The sequence below is a fragment of the Pseudomonas sp. NIBRBAC000502773 genome, assembly GCF_006517195.1.
Lineage (GTDB): Bacteria > Pseudomonadota > Gammaproteobacteria > Pseudomonadales > Pseudomonadaceae > Aquipseudomonas > Aquipseudomonas marginalis.
Map to the genome: position 1 here is coordinate 5,041,472 of NZ_CP041189.1, position 13,741 is coordinate 5,055,212.

General features: G+C 60.6%; 16 protein-coding genes. 8 read left to right on the plus strand and 8 right to left on the minus strand.

What is annotated here, in order from left to right:
- Positions 1–20: 20 nt before the first annotated feature.
- Together NIBR502773_RS23325 and NIBR502773_RS23330 are read right to left on the minus strand one after the other, a co-directional pair.
- Positions 21–743 carry a glycerophosphodiester phosphodiesterase family protein gene (locus tag NIBR502773_RS23325; protein ID WP_027604230.1) on the minus strand — a complete coding sequence of 241 codons (723 nt, stop codon included), beginning with the start codon at positions 741–743 and terminating at the stop codon, positions 21–23.
- Between the two features lie 46 nt (positions 744–789).
- Positions 790–1,374, minus strand: a complete 585-nt coding sequence (locus NIBR502773_RS23330; RefSeq protein WP_027604229.1) for a PilZ domain-containing protein — start codon at positions 1,372–1,374, stop codon at positions 790–792.
- 94 nt (positions 1,375–1,468) lie between these two features.
- Here NIBR502773_RS23330 and NIBR502773_RS23335 point away from each other — a divergent pair, with 94 nt between their 5' ends.
- The 3 genes from NIBR502773_RS23335 to NIBR502773_RS23345 are packed head-to-tail and all read left to right on the plus strand — an operon-like array spanning position 1,469 to position 4,713.
- Positions 1,469–2,719: a lipoprotein-releasing ABC transporter permease subunit gene (locus NIBR502773_RS23335; RefSeq protein WP_027604228.1), complete on the plus strand. Its 1,251-nt coding sequence runs from the start codon at positions 1,469–1,471 to the stop codon at positions 2,717–2,719.
- Between the two features lie 7 nt (positions 2,720–2,726).
- On the plus strand, positions 2,727–3,410 hold the full coding sequence (gene lolD, locus NIBR502773_RS23340; RefSeq protein WP_024074097.1) for a lipoprotein-releasing ABC transporter ATP-binding protein LolD: 684 nt from the start codon (positions 2,727–2,729) through the stop codon (positions 3,408–3,410).
- A 58-nt stretch (positions 3,411–3,468) separates the two neighbouring features.
- A complete protein-coding gene (locus tag NIBR502773_RS23345; RefSeq protein WP_065939337.1) occupies positions 3,469–4,713 on the plus strand; it encodes a lipoprotein-releasing ABC transporter permease subunit in 1,245 nt (414 codons plus the stop codon).
- Between the two features lie 104 nt (positions 4,714–4,817).
- Here NIBR502773_RS23345 and NIBR502773_RS23350 read toward each other — a convergent pair whose 3' ends face one another.
- Positions 4,818–6,173: a heavy metal sensor histidine kinase gene (locus tag NIBR502773_RS23350; RefSeq protein WP_141157042.1), complete on the minus strand. Its 1,356-nt coding sequence runs from the start codon at positions 6,171–6,173 to the stop codon at positions 4,818–4,820.
- Entirely contained in the window at positions 6,170–6,850 is a 681-nt protein-coding gene (locus NIBR502773_RS23355) for a heavy metal response regulator transcription factor (RefSeq protein WP_092490356.1), read from the minus strand. Before NIBR502773_RS23355 ends, NIBR502773_RS23350 begins: the two co-directional genes overlap by 4 nt.
- A gap of 157 nt (positions 6,851–7,007) precedes the next feature.
- Here NIBR502773_RS23355 and NIBR502773_RS23360 point away from each other — a divergent pair, with 157 nt between their 5' ends.
- On the plus strand, positions 7,008–7,529 hold the full coding sequence (locus tag NIBR502773_RS23360; RefSeq protein ID WP_115485934.1) for a plastocyanin/azurin family copper-binding protein: 522 nt from the start codon (positions 7,008–7,010) through the stop codon (positions 7,527–7,529).
- Positions 7,530–7,595: 66 nt separating this feature from the next.
- Positions 7,596–8,426, plus strand: a complete 831-nt coding sequence (gene queF / locus NIBR502773_RS23365; protein WP_141157043.1) for an NADPH-dependent 7-cyano-7-deazaguanine reductase QueF — start codon at positions 7,596–7,598, stop codon at positions 8,424–8,426.
- A 64-nt stretch (positions 8,427–8,490) separates the two neighbouring features.
- On the opposite strand, the gene NIBR502773_RS23370 is transcribed toward queF, so the two are convergent.
- Positions 8,491–8,757, minus strand: coding sequence for a DUF4404 family protein (locus tag NIBR502773_RS23370; protein WP_141157044.1), 267 nt, complete (start codon positions 8,755–8,757; stop codon positions 8,491–8,493).
- Positions 8,758–8,867: 110 nt separating this feature from the next.
- Positions 8,868–9,476, minus strand: a complete 609-nt coding sequence (locus tag NIBR502773_RS23375) for a phosphatase (RefSeq protein ID WP_065939333.1) — start codon at positions 9,474–9,476, stop codon at positions 8,868–8,870.
- A gap of 194 nt (positions 9,477–9,670) precedes the next feature.
- On the opposite strand from NIBR502773_RS23375, the gene NIBR502773_RS23380 reads away from it, so the two are divergent.
- Positions 9,671–10,360 carry a VacJ family lipoprotein gene (locus tag NIBR502773_RS23380; RefSeq protein ID WP_027604219.1) on the plus strand — a complete coding sequence of 230 codons (690 nt, stop codon included), beginning with the start codon at positions 9,671–9,673 and terminating at the stop codon, positions 10,358–10,360.
- 61 nt (positions 10,361–10,421) lie between these two features.
- On the opposite strand, the gene NIBR502773_RS23385 is transcribed toward NIBR502773_RS23380, so the two are convergent.
- Positions 10,422–10,718: a PilZ domain-containing protein gene (locus tag NIBR502773_RS23385; protein WP_065939332.1), complete on the minus strand. Its 297-nt coding sequence runs from the start codon at positions 10,716–10,718 to the stop codon at positions 10,422–10,424.
- A gap of 276 nt (positions 10,719–10,994) precedes the next feature.
- Here NIBR502773_RS23385 and rssB point away from each other — a divergent pair, with 276 nt between their 5' ends.
- Together rssB and rssC are read left to right on the plus strand one after the other, a co-directional pair.
- A complete protein-coding gene (gene rssB / locus NIBR502773_RS23395) occupies positions 10,995–12,176 on the plus strand; it encodes a two-component system response regulator RssB (protein ID WP_027604216.1) in 1,182 nt (393 codons plus the stop codon).
- Positions 12,176–12,658, plus strand: coding sequence for an anti-sigma factor antagonist RssC (gene rssC / locus NIBR502773_RS23400; RefSeq protein WP_010212025.1), 483 nt, complete (start codon positions 12,176–12,178; stop codon positions 12,656–12,658). The genes rssB and rssC overlap by 1 nt, the downstream gene beginning before the upstream one ends.
- Before the next feature lie 87 nt (positions 12,659–12,745).
- Here rssC and tal read toward each other — a convergent pair whose 3' ends face one another.
- Positions 12,746–13,672 (minus strand): transaldolase, encoded by a 927-nt coding sequence (tal, locus tag NIBR502773_RS23405; protein WP_027604215.1) that lies wholly within the window; start codon positions 13,670–13,672, stop codon positions 12,746–12,748.
- Between the last annotated feature and the right edge of the window lie 69 nt (positions 13,673–13,741).

Below are 13,741 nucleotides of genomic sequence, written 5' to 3' on the forward strand. Positions count from 1 at the left end.
GCCGGCCGGGGAGACCGATTTCAGTAATTCTCGAGGGTGGCGGTGGCCAAACCGGGAAAGTCTGTAATCAGGCTATCTACGCCGAAGTCGGCGAGCCTGCGCATCAGCGCAGGTTCGTTGACTGTCCATACGGACACGTGCAGGCCCTGGCGCTGGGCTTTTTCCAGACGCTCGGGGGTGCACAACGTCCAGTTCAACGCCAGCATCTCACAGCCGTAGTTCTGCGCGACCTTCAGCGGGTCGAGCCAGGCATATTCGGCGACCAGCCCGCGTGACAGGTCGGGGGTGAGTTCAACCGCTGCTTTCAACACTTCCCGCGAGCTTGAGGTTACGGTGACCTTGTCCATCAGGCCGAAACGCACGGCCATCTCACGGATGGCCAGCACGGTGGTCGCGGCACGGGTGCGCGAGGCGCTTTTGACTTCCAGTTGCCAGTGATCGAAGTCGCACTGTTCGAACAGCTCTTCCAGGCGCGGAATCGGGCAAGGCTTGACCCAGCCCGGGCCGCCTTTGCGCGCGTCCATCTTCACCAGGTCTGCCGCCGAATACTCGACGACTTTGCCGCGCCGGTCGGTGGTGCGCTTGAGGGTCGGGTCGTGGATGACCATCAGCTCGCCGTCCATGGACAGGTGCAAATCCAGTTCGCAGCGGCGTACACCGTGCTTGAGACACGCCTGGAAGCTGGTCAGGGTGTTTTCCGGTGCTTCGCCTTTGGCACCGCGGTGGCCGTAGATCAGGGTCACAGTTGCTCCTTTACGCCAGGTTGTCTGGCAGGGTGAATTCGAGAGTTCAGGTGTCTTGGGCGTCGCTCTGTTCCCGTGCCAGGCGCCGTTCCTGCGCCTGTTTCTGCAGGATGTAGCGCGCCAGTAGCTGGCGTTGGGCATCGGTCATGGCTTCGAATTCCGTGCCGACGTCGAAGCCTGTGCCCTTGGGATCGCAATGGGTAACCCGCGCGCGCAGCAGCAGGCCGAGCGCCTGGGGCATCAGCACCAGCTTGACCGCCAGGTGCGCACCCACCGTCAGGGGGGAGGGGTGTTGGAAATCGATGCCGCCTTCGGAAATGATCACCGGCTGCGGAGCGCCGACCTCATCCAGCAGGCCGCGGGCCATGATTTGGCTGAGCAAATCCAGGCGTTTGTTCTGCACCCGGAGGAAGGCGACGAGGGTGCGATCCTTCTCGCTGAGCTGGCGCAGCAGGTGCTGGGCTTCAAATTCGCTCAGGTGCAGTTCACTGAGCAGATTGAACAGCGGTGAATCATCCAGCAACACTTCCTTGCTCGCCGCTTCGGGGGCAGACAGGCTTTTGATTTGGAGTGCGATCATGTCGTCGATACGGTAGTATTCGCGGCGCTCTTCTTCATCTAATGTCGACATGGCGAACCCCAGGTAACGGTAATGGTCTGAGTGTAAAGCTGCTTACCAGACCCCGCCACCGGGACGTCTTCTTTTCCTCCGAACAAGCCCCGACATGTTCAGACCTCTCTTCGTATTTATTGGCACGCGTTATACCCGTGCAAAGCGTCGCAATCATTTTGTGTCGTTCATTTCCTTGACCTCGATGATCGGTCTCGCCCTTGGCGTGGTCGTGATGATCGTGGTGCTGTCGGTGATGAACGGCTTCGATCATGAGATGCGCACCCGTGTGCTGGGCATGGTGCCCCACGCGACCATCGAGGGCGATGCGCCCATCAGCGACTGGCAAAGCCTGGCCGCCAAGGTCAAGCAGAACCCCAAGGTAGTGGCCGTGGCGCCGTTTACCCAGATGCAGGGGTTGCTGACCAACGACGGCAAGGTGCAGAAAATCCTGCTCAATGCCATCGACCCGGCCCAGGAACGCAACGTCTCGATCATCGACAAGTTCATGTTGCAGGGCAAACTCGACGATCTGGCGCCCGGCAGCTTTGGCATCGTCATCGGTGACAAGGCGGCGGCCAAGCTCGGCGTCGGCATCGGCGACAAGCTGACCTTCGTCGCGCCGGAAGTCACCGTGACGCCGGCCGGCATGTTCCCGCGCATGAAGCGCTTTACCGTGGTCGGTACCTTCCACGTCGGCGCCGGCGAGATCGACGGCTACCTCGGCCTGACCAACCTCACCGACCTGGCCCGCCTGCATCGCTGGCAGCCGGACCAGGTGCAAGGCCTGCGCCTGAAGTTCAATGACTTGTTCGATGCCCCGCGCGGCGCCTGGGAAATCGCCCAGCACCTGGGTGAAAGCCAGTACTACGCCCGCGACTGGACCCGCACCCACGGCAACCTGTACCAGGCCATCCGCATGGAAAAAGCCATGATCGGCCTGCTGTTGCTGCTGATCGTCGCGGTCGCGGCCTTCAACATCATCTCCACGCTGGTGATGGTGGTGAATGACAAGAAGGGCGACATCGCCATCCTGCGTACCCTGGGTGCTACGCCGGGGCAGATCATGGCGATCTTCATGGTGCAGGGCACCGTGATTGGCGTGGTCGGCACCTTGATCGGCACGGCGGTAGGCATCTTGGCCGCGCTGAACGTCAGTGCCGCCATCGCCTTGCTTGAAAAAGTGATCGGCCACAAGTTCCTCAACGCCGACGTCTACTTCATCGATTACCTGCCGTCCCAGGTGCAAGCCCAGGACGTGCTGATGGTGGGCGGCGCCGCGTTGGTCCTGAGTTTCCTTGCCACCCTGTATCCAGCCTGGCGCGCGGCACGTACCCAGCCAGCACAGGCCTTACGTTATGAGTGAATCGGGCATGAGTGAAAAAGCAATCCTGAGCTGCCGCAACCTGGGCAAATCCTACGAGGAAGGCCCGGAGTCGGTCGTGGTGCTGTCCAACCTGCAACTGGAACTGCATCCCGGCGAGCGCGTGGCGATCGTCGGCAGTTCCGGTTCCGGCAAAAGTACCTTGCTCAACCTGTTGGGCGGCCTCGATACGCCGTCCCAGGGCAGCGTATGGCTGGCCGGTGAAGAACTGTCGGCTTTGAATGAAAAGGCCCGTGGCCAGTTGCGCAACCGCTCGTTGGGCTTTGTGTACCAGTTCCACCACCTGTTGCCGGAATTCACCGCCCTGGAAAACGTGTGCATGCCGTTGCTGATCGGCAAGACCGCGATCCCGGAAGCCCGCCAGCGTGCCAAGGCCTTGCTCGAGCGCGTCGGCCTCGGCCATCGCCTGGAGCACAAACCGGCCGAACTGTCCGGCGGTGAGCGCCAGCGTGTGGCGATTGCCCGTGCCCTGGTGAACAACCCGGGGCTGGTGATGCTCGACGAGCCCACCGGCAACCTCGACTCCCACACCGCCCAGGGCATCAAGGACTTGATGCTGGAACTGAGCACCCAGATGCGCACCGCGTTCCTGGTGGTGACCCATGACATGAGCATGGCCCGCCAGATGGACCGTGTGCTGCACCTGCAGGAAGGTCATCTGGTCGCCATCTGACCTGTTTCAAGCCCGGTGCCTGACGCCGGGTTTTCTATTTTTCCAACGGTGCCCGCGAATGTTCAGACCGTTATCGATTTTCATCGGCACGCGCTATACCCGCGCCAAGCGCCGCAACCGCTTTGTTTCGTTTATCTCGATGACCTCGATGATCGGCCTCGCCCTGGGCGTGCTGGCGATGATCGTGGTGCTGTCGGTGATGAACGGCTTCCAGCGCGAAATGAGCTCGCGCATCCTTGGCATGGTGCCGCACGCCACTGTCGTCGGGGTGAATCCGATCGACGATTGGCAGCCGGTGGCCGCTGCGGCGATGAAGAATCCGCAAGTGACTGCCGCCGTACCGTTCACGCAGATGGACGGGATGTTCTCCTACAAGGGCGCGATGCAGCCGATTGAGATCAGCGGCGTCGACCCGGCCCAGGAAGGCAAGGTGTCGATCGTGGCCCAGCATATCGTGCAGGGCAAACTGGAAGACCTGAAGCCCGGCGAGTTCGGCGTGGTGGTCGGCGAAATCACCGCCCGGCGTTTTCGCCTGAATGTGGGCGACAAATTGACCCTGATCGTCCCGGAAATCAGCAGTGCGCCCGGTGGTATCACCCCGCGCATGCAGCGTCTGAACGTAGTGGGTATCTTCAAGGTCGGCGCCGAGCTGGATGGCTCCATGGCCTTGATCCACATGGCCGACGCCGCCGAGATACAGCATTGGCAGCCGAACCAGGTGCAGAGCGTGCGCCTGGCGTTGAAAGACCTGTACGCAGCGCCCAAGGTCTCGGCGGACATCGCCGCCAGCCTCGGCAGCGGTTACAAGCCCGATGACTGGACCCACACCCAGGGCAGCCTGTTCAGCGCGATGAAGATGGAAAAGACCATGATCGGCCTGTTGTTGCTGATGATCGTCGCCGTCGCGGCGTTCAACATCATCGCCACGCTGATTATGGTGGTGAACGACAAGGGCGCGGACATCGCGATCCTGCGCACCATCGGCGCCACGCCACGGCAGATCATGGCGATTTTCATGGTGCAGGGCACGGTGATCGGCATTGTCGGCACCTTGATCGGCGGCGTGCTGGGGGTGATTGCGGCGCTGAACGTGAGTGAGCTGGTGGGCTGGCTGGAGCGGGTGAGCGGGCAGCATATCTTCAGTTCGGATGTGTACTTCGTCAGCAACCTGCCTTCGGAGCTGCAAAGTGGCGATGTGGTGCTGATTTGTACGGCCGGGTTTGTGTTGAGCTTCATGGCGACGATTTACCCGGCGTATCGGGCGGCGAAGATTGAGCCGGCGCATGCGCTTAGGTATTCGTAGTCTTTTAGACCGCTAGCGGGGGCAAGCCTCTCCCACATTTGAATGTATTCACAGATCAACGTGTGGGAGGGGGCTTGCCCCCGATAGGGCCGGCCCGGCTTGCATCAATTTACCTTCGGCAACTCAATCACAAACCTTGTCCACCCCGCCGCGGATTCACAAAAAATCCTCCCTCCGTGTGCCCGCACAATCGACTGGGTAATCGCCAATCCCAGGCCCGCATGCTCGCTGCTGCCTTCATGGCGCGCCGGGTCGGCTCGGTAGAACCGGTCGAACAGCCTCGGCACCACGTCCGCTGGAATACCTTCCCCGCTGTTTTCTACCGTCAGTGTCACGCCCCGTGCGCCTTCAACCATCCGCACGCGCACTTGGCCGCCGGCCGGGGTAAACCTGAGGGCGTTATCCAGCAGGTTCGACAGGGCCCGGCGCAGCATGCCGCGATCGCCGACGGTTTGCGCGCCGCCTTCGCGTACCAGCGAGACCTGTGCGTCTTCTGCCAGCAACGCGAAAAACTCCAGCAACGTCTCCACTTCATCCGCCAGTACCAACGGCTCGCGCTTGGGCACCAGCAAACCGTGGTCCGCCTTGGCCAGGTACAGCATGTCATTCACCAACTGCGCCATCCATTGCAGCTCTTCCAGATTGCTGTGCAGCGCTTCGCGGTAATCCTCCAAGGGGCGCGGTTGGGTCAGGATGACCTGGGTCTGGGTCAGCAGGTTCGACAGGGGCGTGCGCAGTTCATGGGCAATGTCGGCGGAGAAGGCCGACAGGCGTTGGAAGGCGTCGTCCAATCGCCCGAGCATGGCATTGAAGGCCTGGGCCAGTTCGGCCAATTCCGCCGGCATTTGCTGTTGAGGCAGGCGCTGGGTCAAGGAGTGGGCCGATACACTGGCTGCCACTTCGCCCATGCGGCGCAACGGCCGCAAGCCGCTGCGTGCAGCCCAGGCGCCCAGCAGCGCGGTGGCCAGGGCCGACAGGCCGACGGTGAGCCAGATCAAGTGTTGCATGCGTTGCAGGAAGTGCTGGTGATGGGTGATGTCGAGCATCAGGGTCAGTTGCGGTGAGGCGGGCTGGCCGGGCCTCAAGGGGGCGTTGTACACGCGGTAGTCGGTGCCGGCGTTTTGCAGGGTGTGCAGGCCAGGCGCCTCGGGCAGACTGACGCTTGGCGCATCGTCCAGCCAGCGCTGGCCGGCGGCGGTGATGCGCAATGTCAGGTCAGGCTGGCGATTGAGTTCGGCTCGCAGCTGCGCTTCGCGTTGGGCGAATGAGTCCAGTGATTCGACGCCCTGCAAGGTACTGCGTAGCGCCACCAGCTTGCTGTCGAGTTGCTGTTGGTCCAGCTCAATGAAGTGCGCCTCGCTGGCACGGTTGAACAGCACGCCGGCGAGCAACGAGACTACCGCGGTGCACGCCGCAAACAGCAGGGCCAGGCGGCTGGCCAGGGATAGACGCGGGATCAATGGCTGCGCTCCTCCAGCACATAACCCATGCCGCGCACGGTATGGATCAGCTTGGTGGGGAAGGGATCGTCGACTTTCAGGCGCAGGCGCCGGATCGCGACTTCGATGATGTTGGTGTCACTGTCGAAATTCATGTCCCACACCTGGGAGGCAATCAGCGACTTGGGCAGGACTTCGCCCTGGCGGCGCAGCAGCAGTTCCAGCAGGGAGAACTCCTTGGCGGTGAGGTCGATGCGCTGGCCGTCCCGTTCGACGCGGCGGCGGATCAGGTCCAGGCGCAGGTCGGCCAGTTGCAGGGCGGTTTCCTGCGGCGTGCTGCTGCCACGGCGCAACAGGCTGCGTACCCGCGCCAGCAGTTCGGAGAAGGCAAAGGGTTTGACCAGGTAATCGTCGGCACCCAGTTCCAGGCCGTGCACCCGGTCTTCCACGGCATCCCGGGCGGTCAGAAACAGCACCGGGATCTCCAGGCCGGCACTGCGCACCGCTTGCAGGATTTGCCAACCGTCGCGACCGGGCAGCATCACATCCAGGATCAACAGGTCATAATCGCCGGTCAGCGCCAAGTGCTGGCCGCTGGTGCCGTCGGCCACCAGTTCGGTGGTAAAGCCCGCCTCGGCCAGGCCTTGGCGCAGATAGTGGCCGGTTTTCGGTTGGTCTTCGACGATCAGCAATTTCATGGGCGGCTCTTGGCAACAGTTCACGAGGGGCTTTATACCCTGGGTGCCAGGGGAAGGGCGCAACCTGACAAAGTTGTAATCTAGCAGTCAGCTGGCTGGCAGCGGCGCACTCTTAGAGTGCTGTCCAAGCAGGTTGCACACTTTTTGGAGAATCGAGATGGCATTGCGTACACCCCTGTTGTTGGCGAGCTGCCTGTTGGCGTTGAGTTTCAATGTAATGGCGGATGCGGCCCATACCTACGCGTTCGGCCAGCCGGCACCGGCGGATAAGGCCACACGCACCGTGGAAGTGACGCTGCAGGATATTTCTTTTTCGCCCAAGTCCCTGGACGTCAAGGCCGGTGAGACGGTGCGCTTTGTACTGGTCAACAAAGGCCAGTTGCTGCATGAATTCAACCTCGGTGACGCGGCGATGCACGCCCAACACCAGAAGGAAATGCTGCAGATGCAGGCCAGCGGCATGCTCACCTCCACGGGGATGGGCAAGATGGATCACAGCGCCATGGGCCACGGTGAAATGGGCGGCATGAAACACGACGATCCCAACAGCGTGCTGGTGGAACCCGGCAAGACTGCTGAGCTGACCTGGACGTTCACCAAGGCCACCGGCCTGGAGTTCGCCTGCAACCTCCCCGGGCATTACCAGGCGGGCATGGTCGGCAAGCTGACCGTTGAGTAAGGCGTTTCTTAAGGGCGGGGGCAAAGGCTGGTAGACTGGCGCGGTTTATTTAGCCAGGTTTCCGCCATGCATCCCGCAGCCGAACATTCGCCGCTGGGCAAGTCCAGTGAATACATTTCCACCTACACCCCTTCGTTGCTGTTCCCGATTCCACGCGCCGCCAAGTGGGCCGAGCTGGGCCTGAGCGCCGAGACTCTGCCGTACAAGGGCGTGGACTTCTGGAACTGCTTCGAGTTGTCCTGGCTGCTGCCGTCGGGCAAGCCGGTGGTGGCCATCGGTGAATTCAGCATCCCCGCCGACTCGCCGAACATCATCGAGTCCAAGTCGTTCAAGCTGTACCTCAACTCGCTGAACCAGACCGCGTTCACCGATACACCCAGCCTGGAAGCGACCCTGCGCACCGACCTCAGCGCCGCCGCCGGCAAGCCTGTTACCGTGCGTATCCGCAGCTTGGCCGACATTGAGGCCGAAGGCGTGATGGCGTTGCCGGGCACGTGCATTGACGATCTGGATATCAGTGTCAGCAACTACGAACACCCGCGCCCGGAGCTGCTGCGTTGCGATGACTCGCGCATTGTCGCGGAGAGCGTGCACAGCCACCTGCTCAAGTCCAACTGCCCGGTGACCAGCCAGCCCGACTGGGGCAGCGTAGTGGTTGAGTATCGCGGTTCGGCGTTGGATCACGGGAGTTTGCTGGAATACCTGGTGAGCTTTCGCCAGCACTCGGATTTCCATGAACAGTGCGTGGAGCGCATTTTCCTCGACCTGCAGCGTTTGCTGAAGCCGGAGAAGTTGACGGTGTATGCGCGCTATGTGCGGCGCGGCGGGTTGGATATCAACCCTTACCGCAGTACTGAGGATGTGGCGTTCCAGAACGTGCGCCTGGCCCGTCAGTAAGCAAAGGTGGGAGGGGGGCAAGCCCTCTCCTACCTTTTGGTTCTGCGCCTGGCTTGGGCTCGGGTCAGATCCCCATGTTACCCAAGGTGATCATGATATTGCGCAGTGTCCCGGAAATCACCGGGTGCTCAGCGTCGAACTCTATGGCAGCTTGACTCACATCGTCGGAAATACTCGGTGTCTGAGTAGCCGGCTCAAGTTCAAGTTGTAATTCGAACTTGGCAATCAAGGCCTCCAGCGCTTTACGTTTTTCTTGCGGCAGCGGCGGTTCCTGTTCCAGCTGCCCGCGCAGGATCTCGACCTGTTCTTCCAGTTTTTTGCGATCAGGCATGACGTTCTTCCTTTTATCGATAGGCACTGGCATAGACCACGGCACGCCGTGAAAGGTCTACGGACTGACCTGTAGATTAATCCACGGGCGCCGACTGTGCATGATCTCGATCAGGGCTTCTCGCCTTTGAGCTGGCGCAGGCTGATGTCGGCCAGGCAGGTGCCGAGTTCACCGAGGTGATCGATCACCGAGTGGACCCCCAGGCCATAGAGCTCAACGGTGGCTTTGCCGCGTTTGTGCTCGCGTTCCTTGTCGCTCAGCGCCTGCCACTGCTCAGGCGCCAGGCCGCACAGCGAACCACAGGAGGCCAGGCCAATGGTCCACAAACCGGCATTCAGGCCCGATTGCAACAGGCGCGGTTCGCCACTGACCAGTACGCAACCTTCCAGGCGTTCAATGTTGAGTTCCATCAAGGCTTGCCAGCAGGCATGAGGGGCGGGCCAGCGGATGGAGGAGGGAGGGGCGGCCTTGAGCCAGCCGGGCAGTACGGCGGCCAGTGGTGTGGTTACCGAAGGCGGCAGTTCATCCAGCCAGGCACAGGGGACGCCTTGTTCCTTGAGGCTGCGCAGGATTTTCAGGGCGCCGGGTGTGGCTTGGGAGTCCGGGGAGGGGGAATCGGTGCGTGCCCGGGAACCAAAGTCCACCAGGCAACCACTCAGGCCAAACAGAACAGCAGTCAAGGCGGGCGCGTTGGCGATGGCTATCTCGGCGTGAGGCATGTCGACATCCCTGAAATAGCTGTGACGCTATCGGGGCAGGATGACAAGCAGATGACAGGCGGCTAATTGTAGGAAAATTGTCCATTTGTGTTAGGACGATTCCTGGCAGCTGCCTAATTGGACACTTCCGTCATATACTGACGGCCTTATTCAGGGCATAGCGCCCATGACAGACCATTCAAGGAGCAAAAGCTATGCGCTGGAGCCACTACTTCGCTCAGCTATCGGTGTGTGCCACTGTCCTGCTGGCGCCTTTCGCTGCACAGGCTGCATCGGAAGATGATCCATGGGAAAGCGTCAACCGCCCGATCTTCACCTTTAACGACACCGTTGATACCTATGCCCTCAAGCCATTGGCCCAAGGCTATCAGTGGATCACCCCGCAATTTGTCGAAGATGGTATCCATAACTTCTTCCGCAATATCGGTGATGTCGGCAACCTGGCCAACAATGTGCTGCAGCTCAAGCCCCACAATGCCGGGGTCGACACTGCGCGCTTGCTGGTTAACACCACTTTCGGCGTGCTGGGCTTTATCGACGTCGGCACCAAAATGGGGCTGCAACGCAGTGATGAAGACTTCGGCCAGACCCTCGGTTACTGGGGCGTGGGCAGCGGTCCCTACGTGATGATCCCGCTGCTGGGACCGAGCACCTTGCGTGATGCACCGTCCAAATACGTGGACAGCTACACCCAACCGTACCGGTATATGAACGATATCGGCTGGCGCAACAGCACCATGGGCCTGAACATCGTTGACACCCGTGCCAGCCTGCTCGACAGTGAGAAACTGATCACCGGCGACAAGTACACCTTCATCCGCAATGCCTACCTGCAGAACCGCGAGTTCAAGGTCAAGGATGGCAAGGTCGTCGACGACTTTTAAGCTGTGATGTTTTGAAATGAAAAAAGGCGACCCTGGCGGTCGCCTTTTTTGTGCGCGGGTTTCAGCGCATTTTCAGGATCCTAAGCCCGAGTTGTTGCTCGTCGCCCGTGGTTTTGGTCCAGACCACTTTCGTGTCAGCCTCCAGGCCCTTAAGCGCCGGGTGGTCTGAATCAATGCGTACGGTGAGCAGGTCTCCCACGGCAAACTGGCGCGGTGCCTGCACCTGCATCCCGGAGCTGGAAAGGTCCACGCAAACCCCGGCAAACTCCTGGCCTTCGTGGAGCAAAGATACTTCGGCATCCACCCGCATGCGGATGAAATCGCGTTTTTCGGCGTAGTCGCGCTCGTGTTCGCCCATCGGTTCCATCCTTACTTTGTGTTGTGGTCTTGGCTGTTCTTATAACTCCCGGTGATTTGCGATGTAAAGACGCCCGGCGACCATCGGCATGAGCTTGAAACCCCTGGCGGATGGGAGTACCGTCTGCGCCTTAGAAGGGCACCTCTGCTTTACAGTTGTGCATGGGGAAAATCCCATTGCGTTGTAGTACAGAGAGGCTAGAAAGCGAATCCAGTACGTGAGCCCGGCCATTGCCGAGCCACCTACGCCAACCTAATTCTGGCGCCGTTTGCCCACATGCAAAAAACCAGTGCCACGCTGCTGATAATCGATGACGACGAAGTAGTGCGCGCGAGCCTCGCGGCCTATTTGGAAGACAGTGGCTTCAGCGTCCTGCAGGCCAGTAATGGCCAACAGGGTCTCCAGGTATTCGAGCGCGACCAGCCCGACCTCGTGATCTGCGACCTGCGCATGCCCCAGATGGGCGGCCTGGAGCTGATTCGCCAGGTGACCGAGCTTGCCCCGCAGACGCCGGTGATTGTCGTGTCCGGTGCCGGCGTCATGAACGATGCCGTGGAAGCGTTGCGTCTGGGCGCTGCCGACTACCTGATCAAGCCCCTCGAAGACCTGGCGGTACTGGAGCACTCTGTGCGTCGCGCCTTGGATCGTGCGCGCCTGCTGGTCGAGAACCAGCGCTACCGCGAAAAGCTCGAAACCGCCAACCGCGAACTCGAAGCCAGCCTTAACCTGCTTCAGGAAGACCAGAACGCCGGTCGCCAGGTGCAGATGAACATGCTGCCGGTCAGCCCCTGGACCATCGACGAATTCCAGTTTGCTCACCAGATCATCCCGTCGTTGTACCTGTCGGGCGATTTTGTCGATTATTTCCGCGTAGACGAGCGGCGTGTTGCGTTTTACCTGGCCGATGTCTCCGGCCATGGTGCTTCCTCTGCTTTTGTCACCGTGCTGTTGAAGTTCATGACGACACGGCTGTTGTTCGAATCCAAGCGTAATGGCACCTTGCCGGAGTTTACCCCCTCCGAGGTGCTGGGCCACATCAACCGGGGCCTGATCAGCTGCAAGCTGGGCAAGCACGTGACGATGGTAGGCGGCGTGATTGATGAAGAAACCGGTCTTTTGACCTACAGCATCGGCGGTCACCTGCCGATGCCTGTTTTATACACTCCCGACAGTGTGCGTTACCTGGAAGGGCGTGGCCTGCCCGTAGGCTTGTTCAATGAAGCCACGTACGAAGACCACATCCTGGAGCTGCCGCCGACGTTCAGCCTGACGCTGATGTCCGATGGCATCCTGGATCTTCTTCCAGAGCCTACACTCAAAGAGAAAGAAGCCGCCTTGCCCCAGAAGGTCAAGTCGGCGGGCGGCAGCCTGGATGGCCTGCGGCAGGTTTTTGGATTGGCCACGCTAGGGGAGATGCCGGATGATATCGCCCTATTGGTGTTGAGCAGGAATCTTTGATGAGTACCGGAAGAATCCAATTCGCCGAGCAAGACGGGACCTTCGTCCTGAAGTTTGTCGGTGAAGTGCGCCTGACCTTGTGTTCGGCGCTGGATGCGACGATTGAGCGGATTTTCACGGCGTTGAATTTCTCGGCGATCGTGATCGATCTGACCGAAACCCGCAGCATCGATAGCACCACCCTTGGGCTGTTGGCCAAGTTGTCCATTCTGTCCCGGCAGAAGGTCGGCCTGTTGCCGACCGTCGTCACCACCCACGAAGACATCACCCGTCTGTTGCAGTCCATGGGTTTCGACCAGGTGTTCAACATCGTTGATCGCCCGATCCCGTGCCCGGAATGCCTCACCGACCTGCCGTCCCAGGACCAGTCCGAGGAAATCGTACGGGTCAAGGTGCTGGAAGCGCACAAGATCCTGATGGGCCTGAACGAGTCCAACCGCGAAGCTTTCCACGACCTCGTCAACGCTCTCGAGCGTCACTGATCCCGGAGATCGCCTGCTACTTAGGGACAACAGAGCAAAAAAGGGCGGTACCCTCACAGGTACCGCCCTTTTTGCCGCCTCCGCCGTTTACAGCTTGGCGGACAACAGTGCCTCAAGCTTCTCCTGGTCCCGGGCAAACTGACGAATCCCCTCCGCCAGCTTCTCAGTCGCCATCGCATCCTCGTTGGACTCCCAACGGAACTGCGCTTCAGTTAGATGCACCCGCGCTTCTCCGGCGTGCCCTGGCGACAACTTGCGTTCCAGCTTGCCGTCATCCGCCGCCAGTTTCTCCAGCAGGTCCGGGCTGATGGTCAGGCGATCACAGCCGGCCAGTTCTTCAATCTGGCTCAGGTTACGGAAACTCGCACCCATCACCACGGTCTTGTAGCCATTAGCCTTGTAGTAGTTGTAGATGCGCGTCACCGACTGCACGCCCGGATCATCAGCGCCGGTGTAGTCGTTGCCATTGGCTTTCTTGTACCAGTCGTAGATACGGCCTACGAACGGTGAAATCAGGAACACGCCGGCCTCTGCACACGCCACCGCCTGGGCAAACGAGAACAGCAGGGTCAGGTTGGTCTGGATGCCTTCTTTTTCCAGCTTCTCCGCCGCGCGGATGCCTTCCCAGGTGGATGCGATCTTGATCAGTACGCGGTCACGGCTAACCCCGGCTTTGTCGTACAGGTCGATCAGACGGTGCGCACGCTTGAGTACGGCGTCAGTGTCGAACGACAGGCGGGCATCCACCTCGGTGGAGATGCGTCCTGGTACGACCTTAAGGATCTCCTGGCCCACGGCCACCGCGAAACGGTCGCTGGCCAAGCCGACATCACCGTTGCAGTCCTGCACGCACTCATCCAGCAGCTTGGCATAGCCCGGGATCGATGCGGCCTTGAGCAGCAGGGAAGGGTTGGTAGTGGCGTCTTGGGGCTTGAGCTTGGCGAGGGTGGAAAAATCGCCGGTATCGGCTACGACAGTAGTGAATTGCTTGAGTTGTTCCAACTTGGAAGTCATGGGCGTGCTCTGTCCTATGGGTCTGATGACATTACCCGAGCGCTGGCAGGCGCTCAAGGGCGCAAATGC

Bases quoted from the DNA above. Each gene is read 5' to 3' on its own strand.
- NIBR502773_RS23330 (WP_027604229.1), bottom strand. From the start codon at position 1,374: ATGTCGACATTAGATGAAGAAGAGCGCCGCGAATACTACCGTATCGAC.
- NIBR502773_RS23335 (WP_027604228.1), top strand. From the start codon at position 1,469: ATGTTCAGACCTCTCTTCGTATTTATTGGCACGCGTTATACCCGTGCA.
- lolD (WP_024074097.1), top strand. From the start codon at position 2,727: ATGAGTGAAAAAGCAATCCTGAGCTGCCGCAACCTGGGCAAATCCTAC.
- NIBR502773_RS23345 (WP_065939337.1), top strand. From the start codon at position 3,469: ATGTTCAGACCGTTATCGATTTTCATCGGCACGCGCTATACCCGCGCC.
- NIBR502773_RS23355 (WP_092490356.1), bottom strand. From the start codon at position 6,850: ATGAAATTGCTGATCGTCGAAGACCAACCGAAAACCGGCCACTATCTG.
- NIBR502773_RS23360 (WP_115485934.1), top strand. From the start codon at position 7,008: ATGGCATTGCGTACACCCCTGTTGTTGGCGAGCTGCCTGTTGGCGTTG.
- queF (WP_141157043.1), top strand. From the start codon at position 7,596: ATGCATCCCGCAGCCGAACATTCGCCGCTGGGCAAGTCCAGTGAATAC.
- NIBR502773_RS23370 (WP_141157044.1), bottom strand. From the start codon at position 8,757: ATGCCTGATCGCAAAAAACTGGAAGAACAGGTCGAGATCCTGCGCGGG.
- NIBR502773_RS23375 (WP_065939333.1), bottom strand. From the start codon at position 9,476: ATGCCTCACGCCGAGATAGCCATCGCCAACGCGCCCGCCTTGACTGCT.
- NIBR502773_RS23380 (WP_027604219.1), top strand. From the start codon at position 9,671: ATGCGCTGGAGCCACTACTTCGCTCAGCTATCGGTGTGTGCCACTGTC.
- NIBR502773_RS23385 (WP_065939332.1), bottom strand. From the start codon at position 10,718: ATGGGCGAACACGAGCGCGACTACGCCGAAAAACGCGATTTCATCCGC.
- rssB (WP_027604216.1), top strand. From the start codon at position 10,995: ATGCAAAAAACCAGTGCCACGCTGCTGATAATCGATGACGACGAAGTA.
- rssC (WP_010212025.1), top strand. From the start codon at position 12,176: ATGAGTACCGGAAGAATCCAATTCGCCGAGCAAGACGGGACCTTCGTC.
- tal (WP_027604215.1), bottom strand. From the start codon at position 13,672: ATGACTTCCAAGTTGGAACAACTCAAGCAATTCACTACTGTCGTAGCC.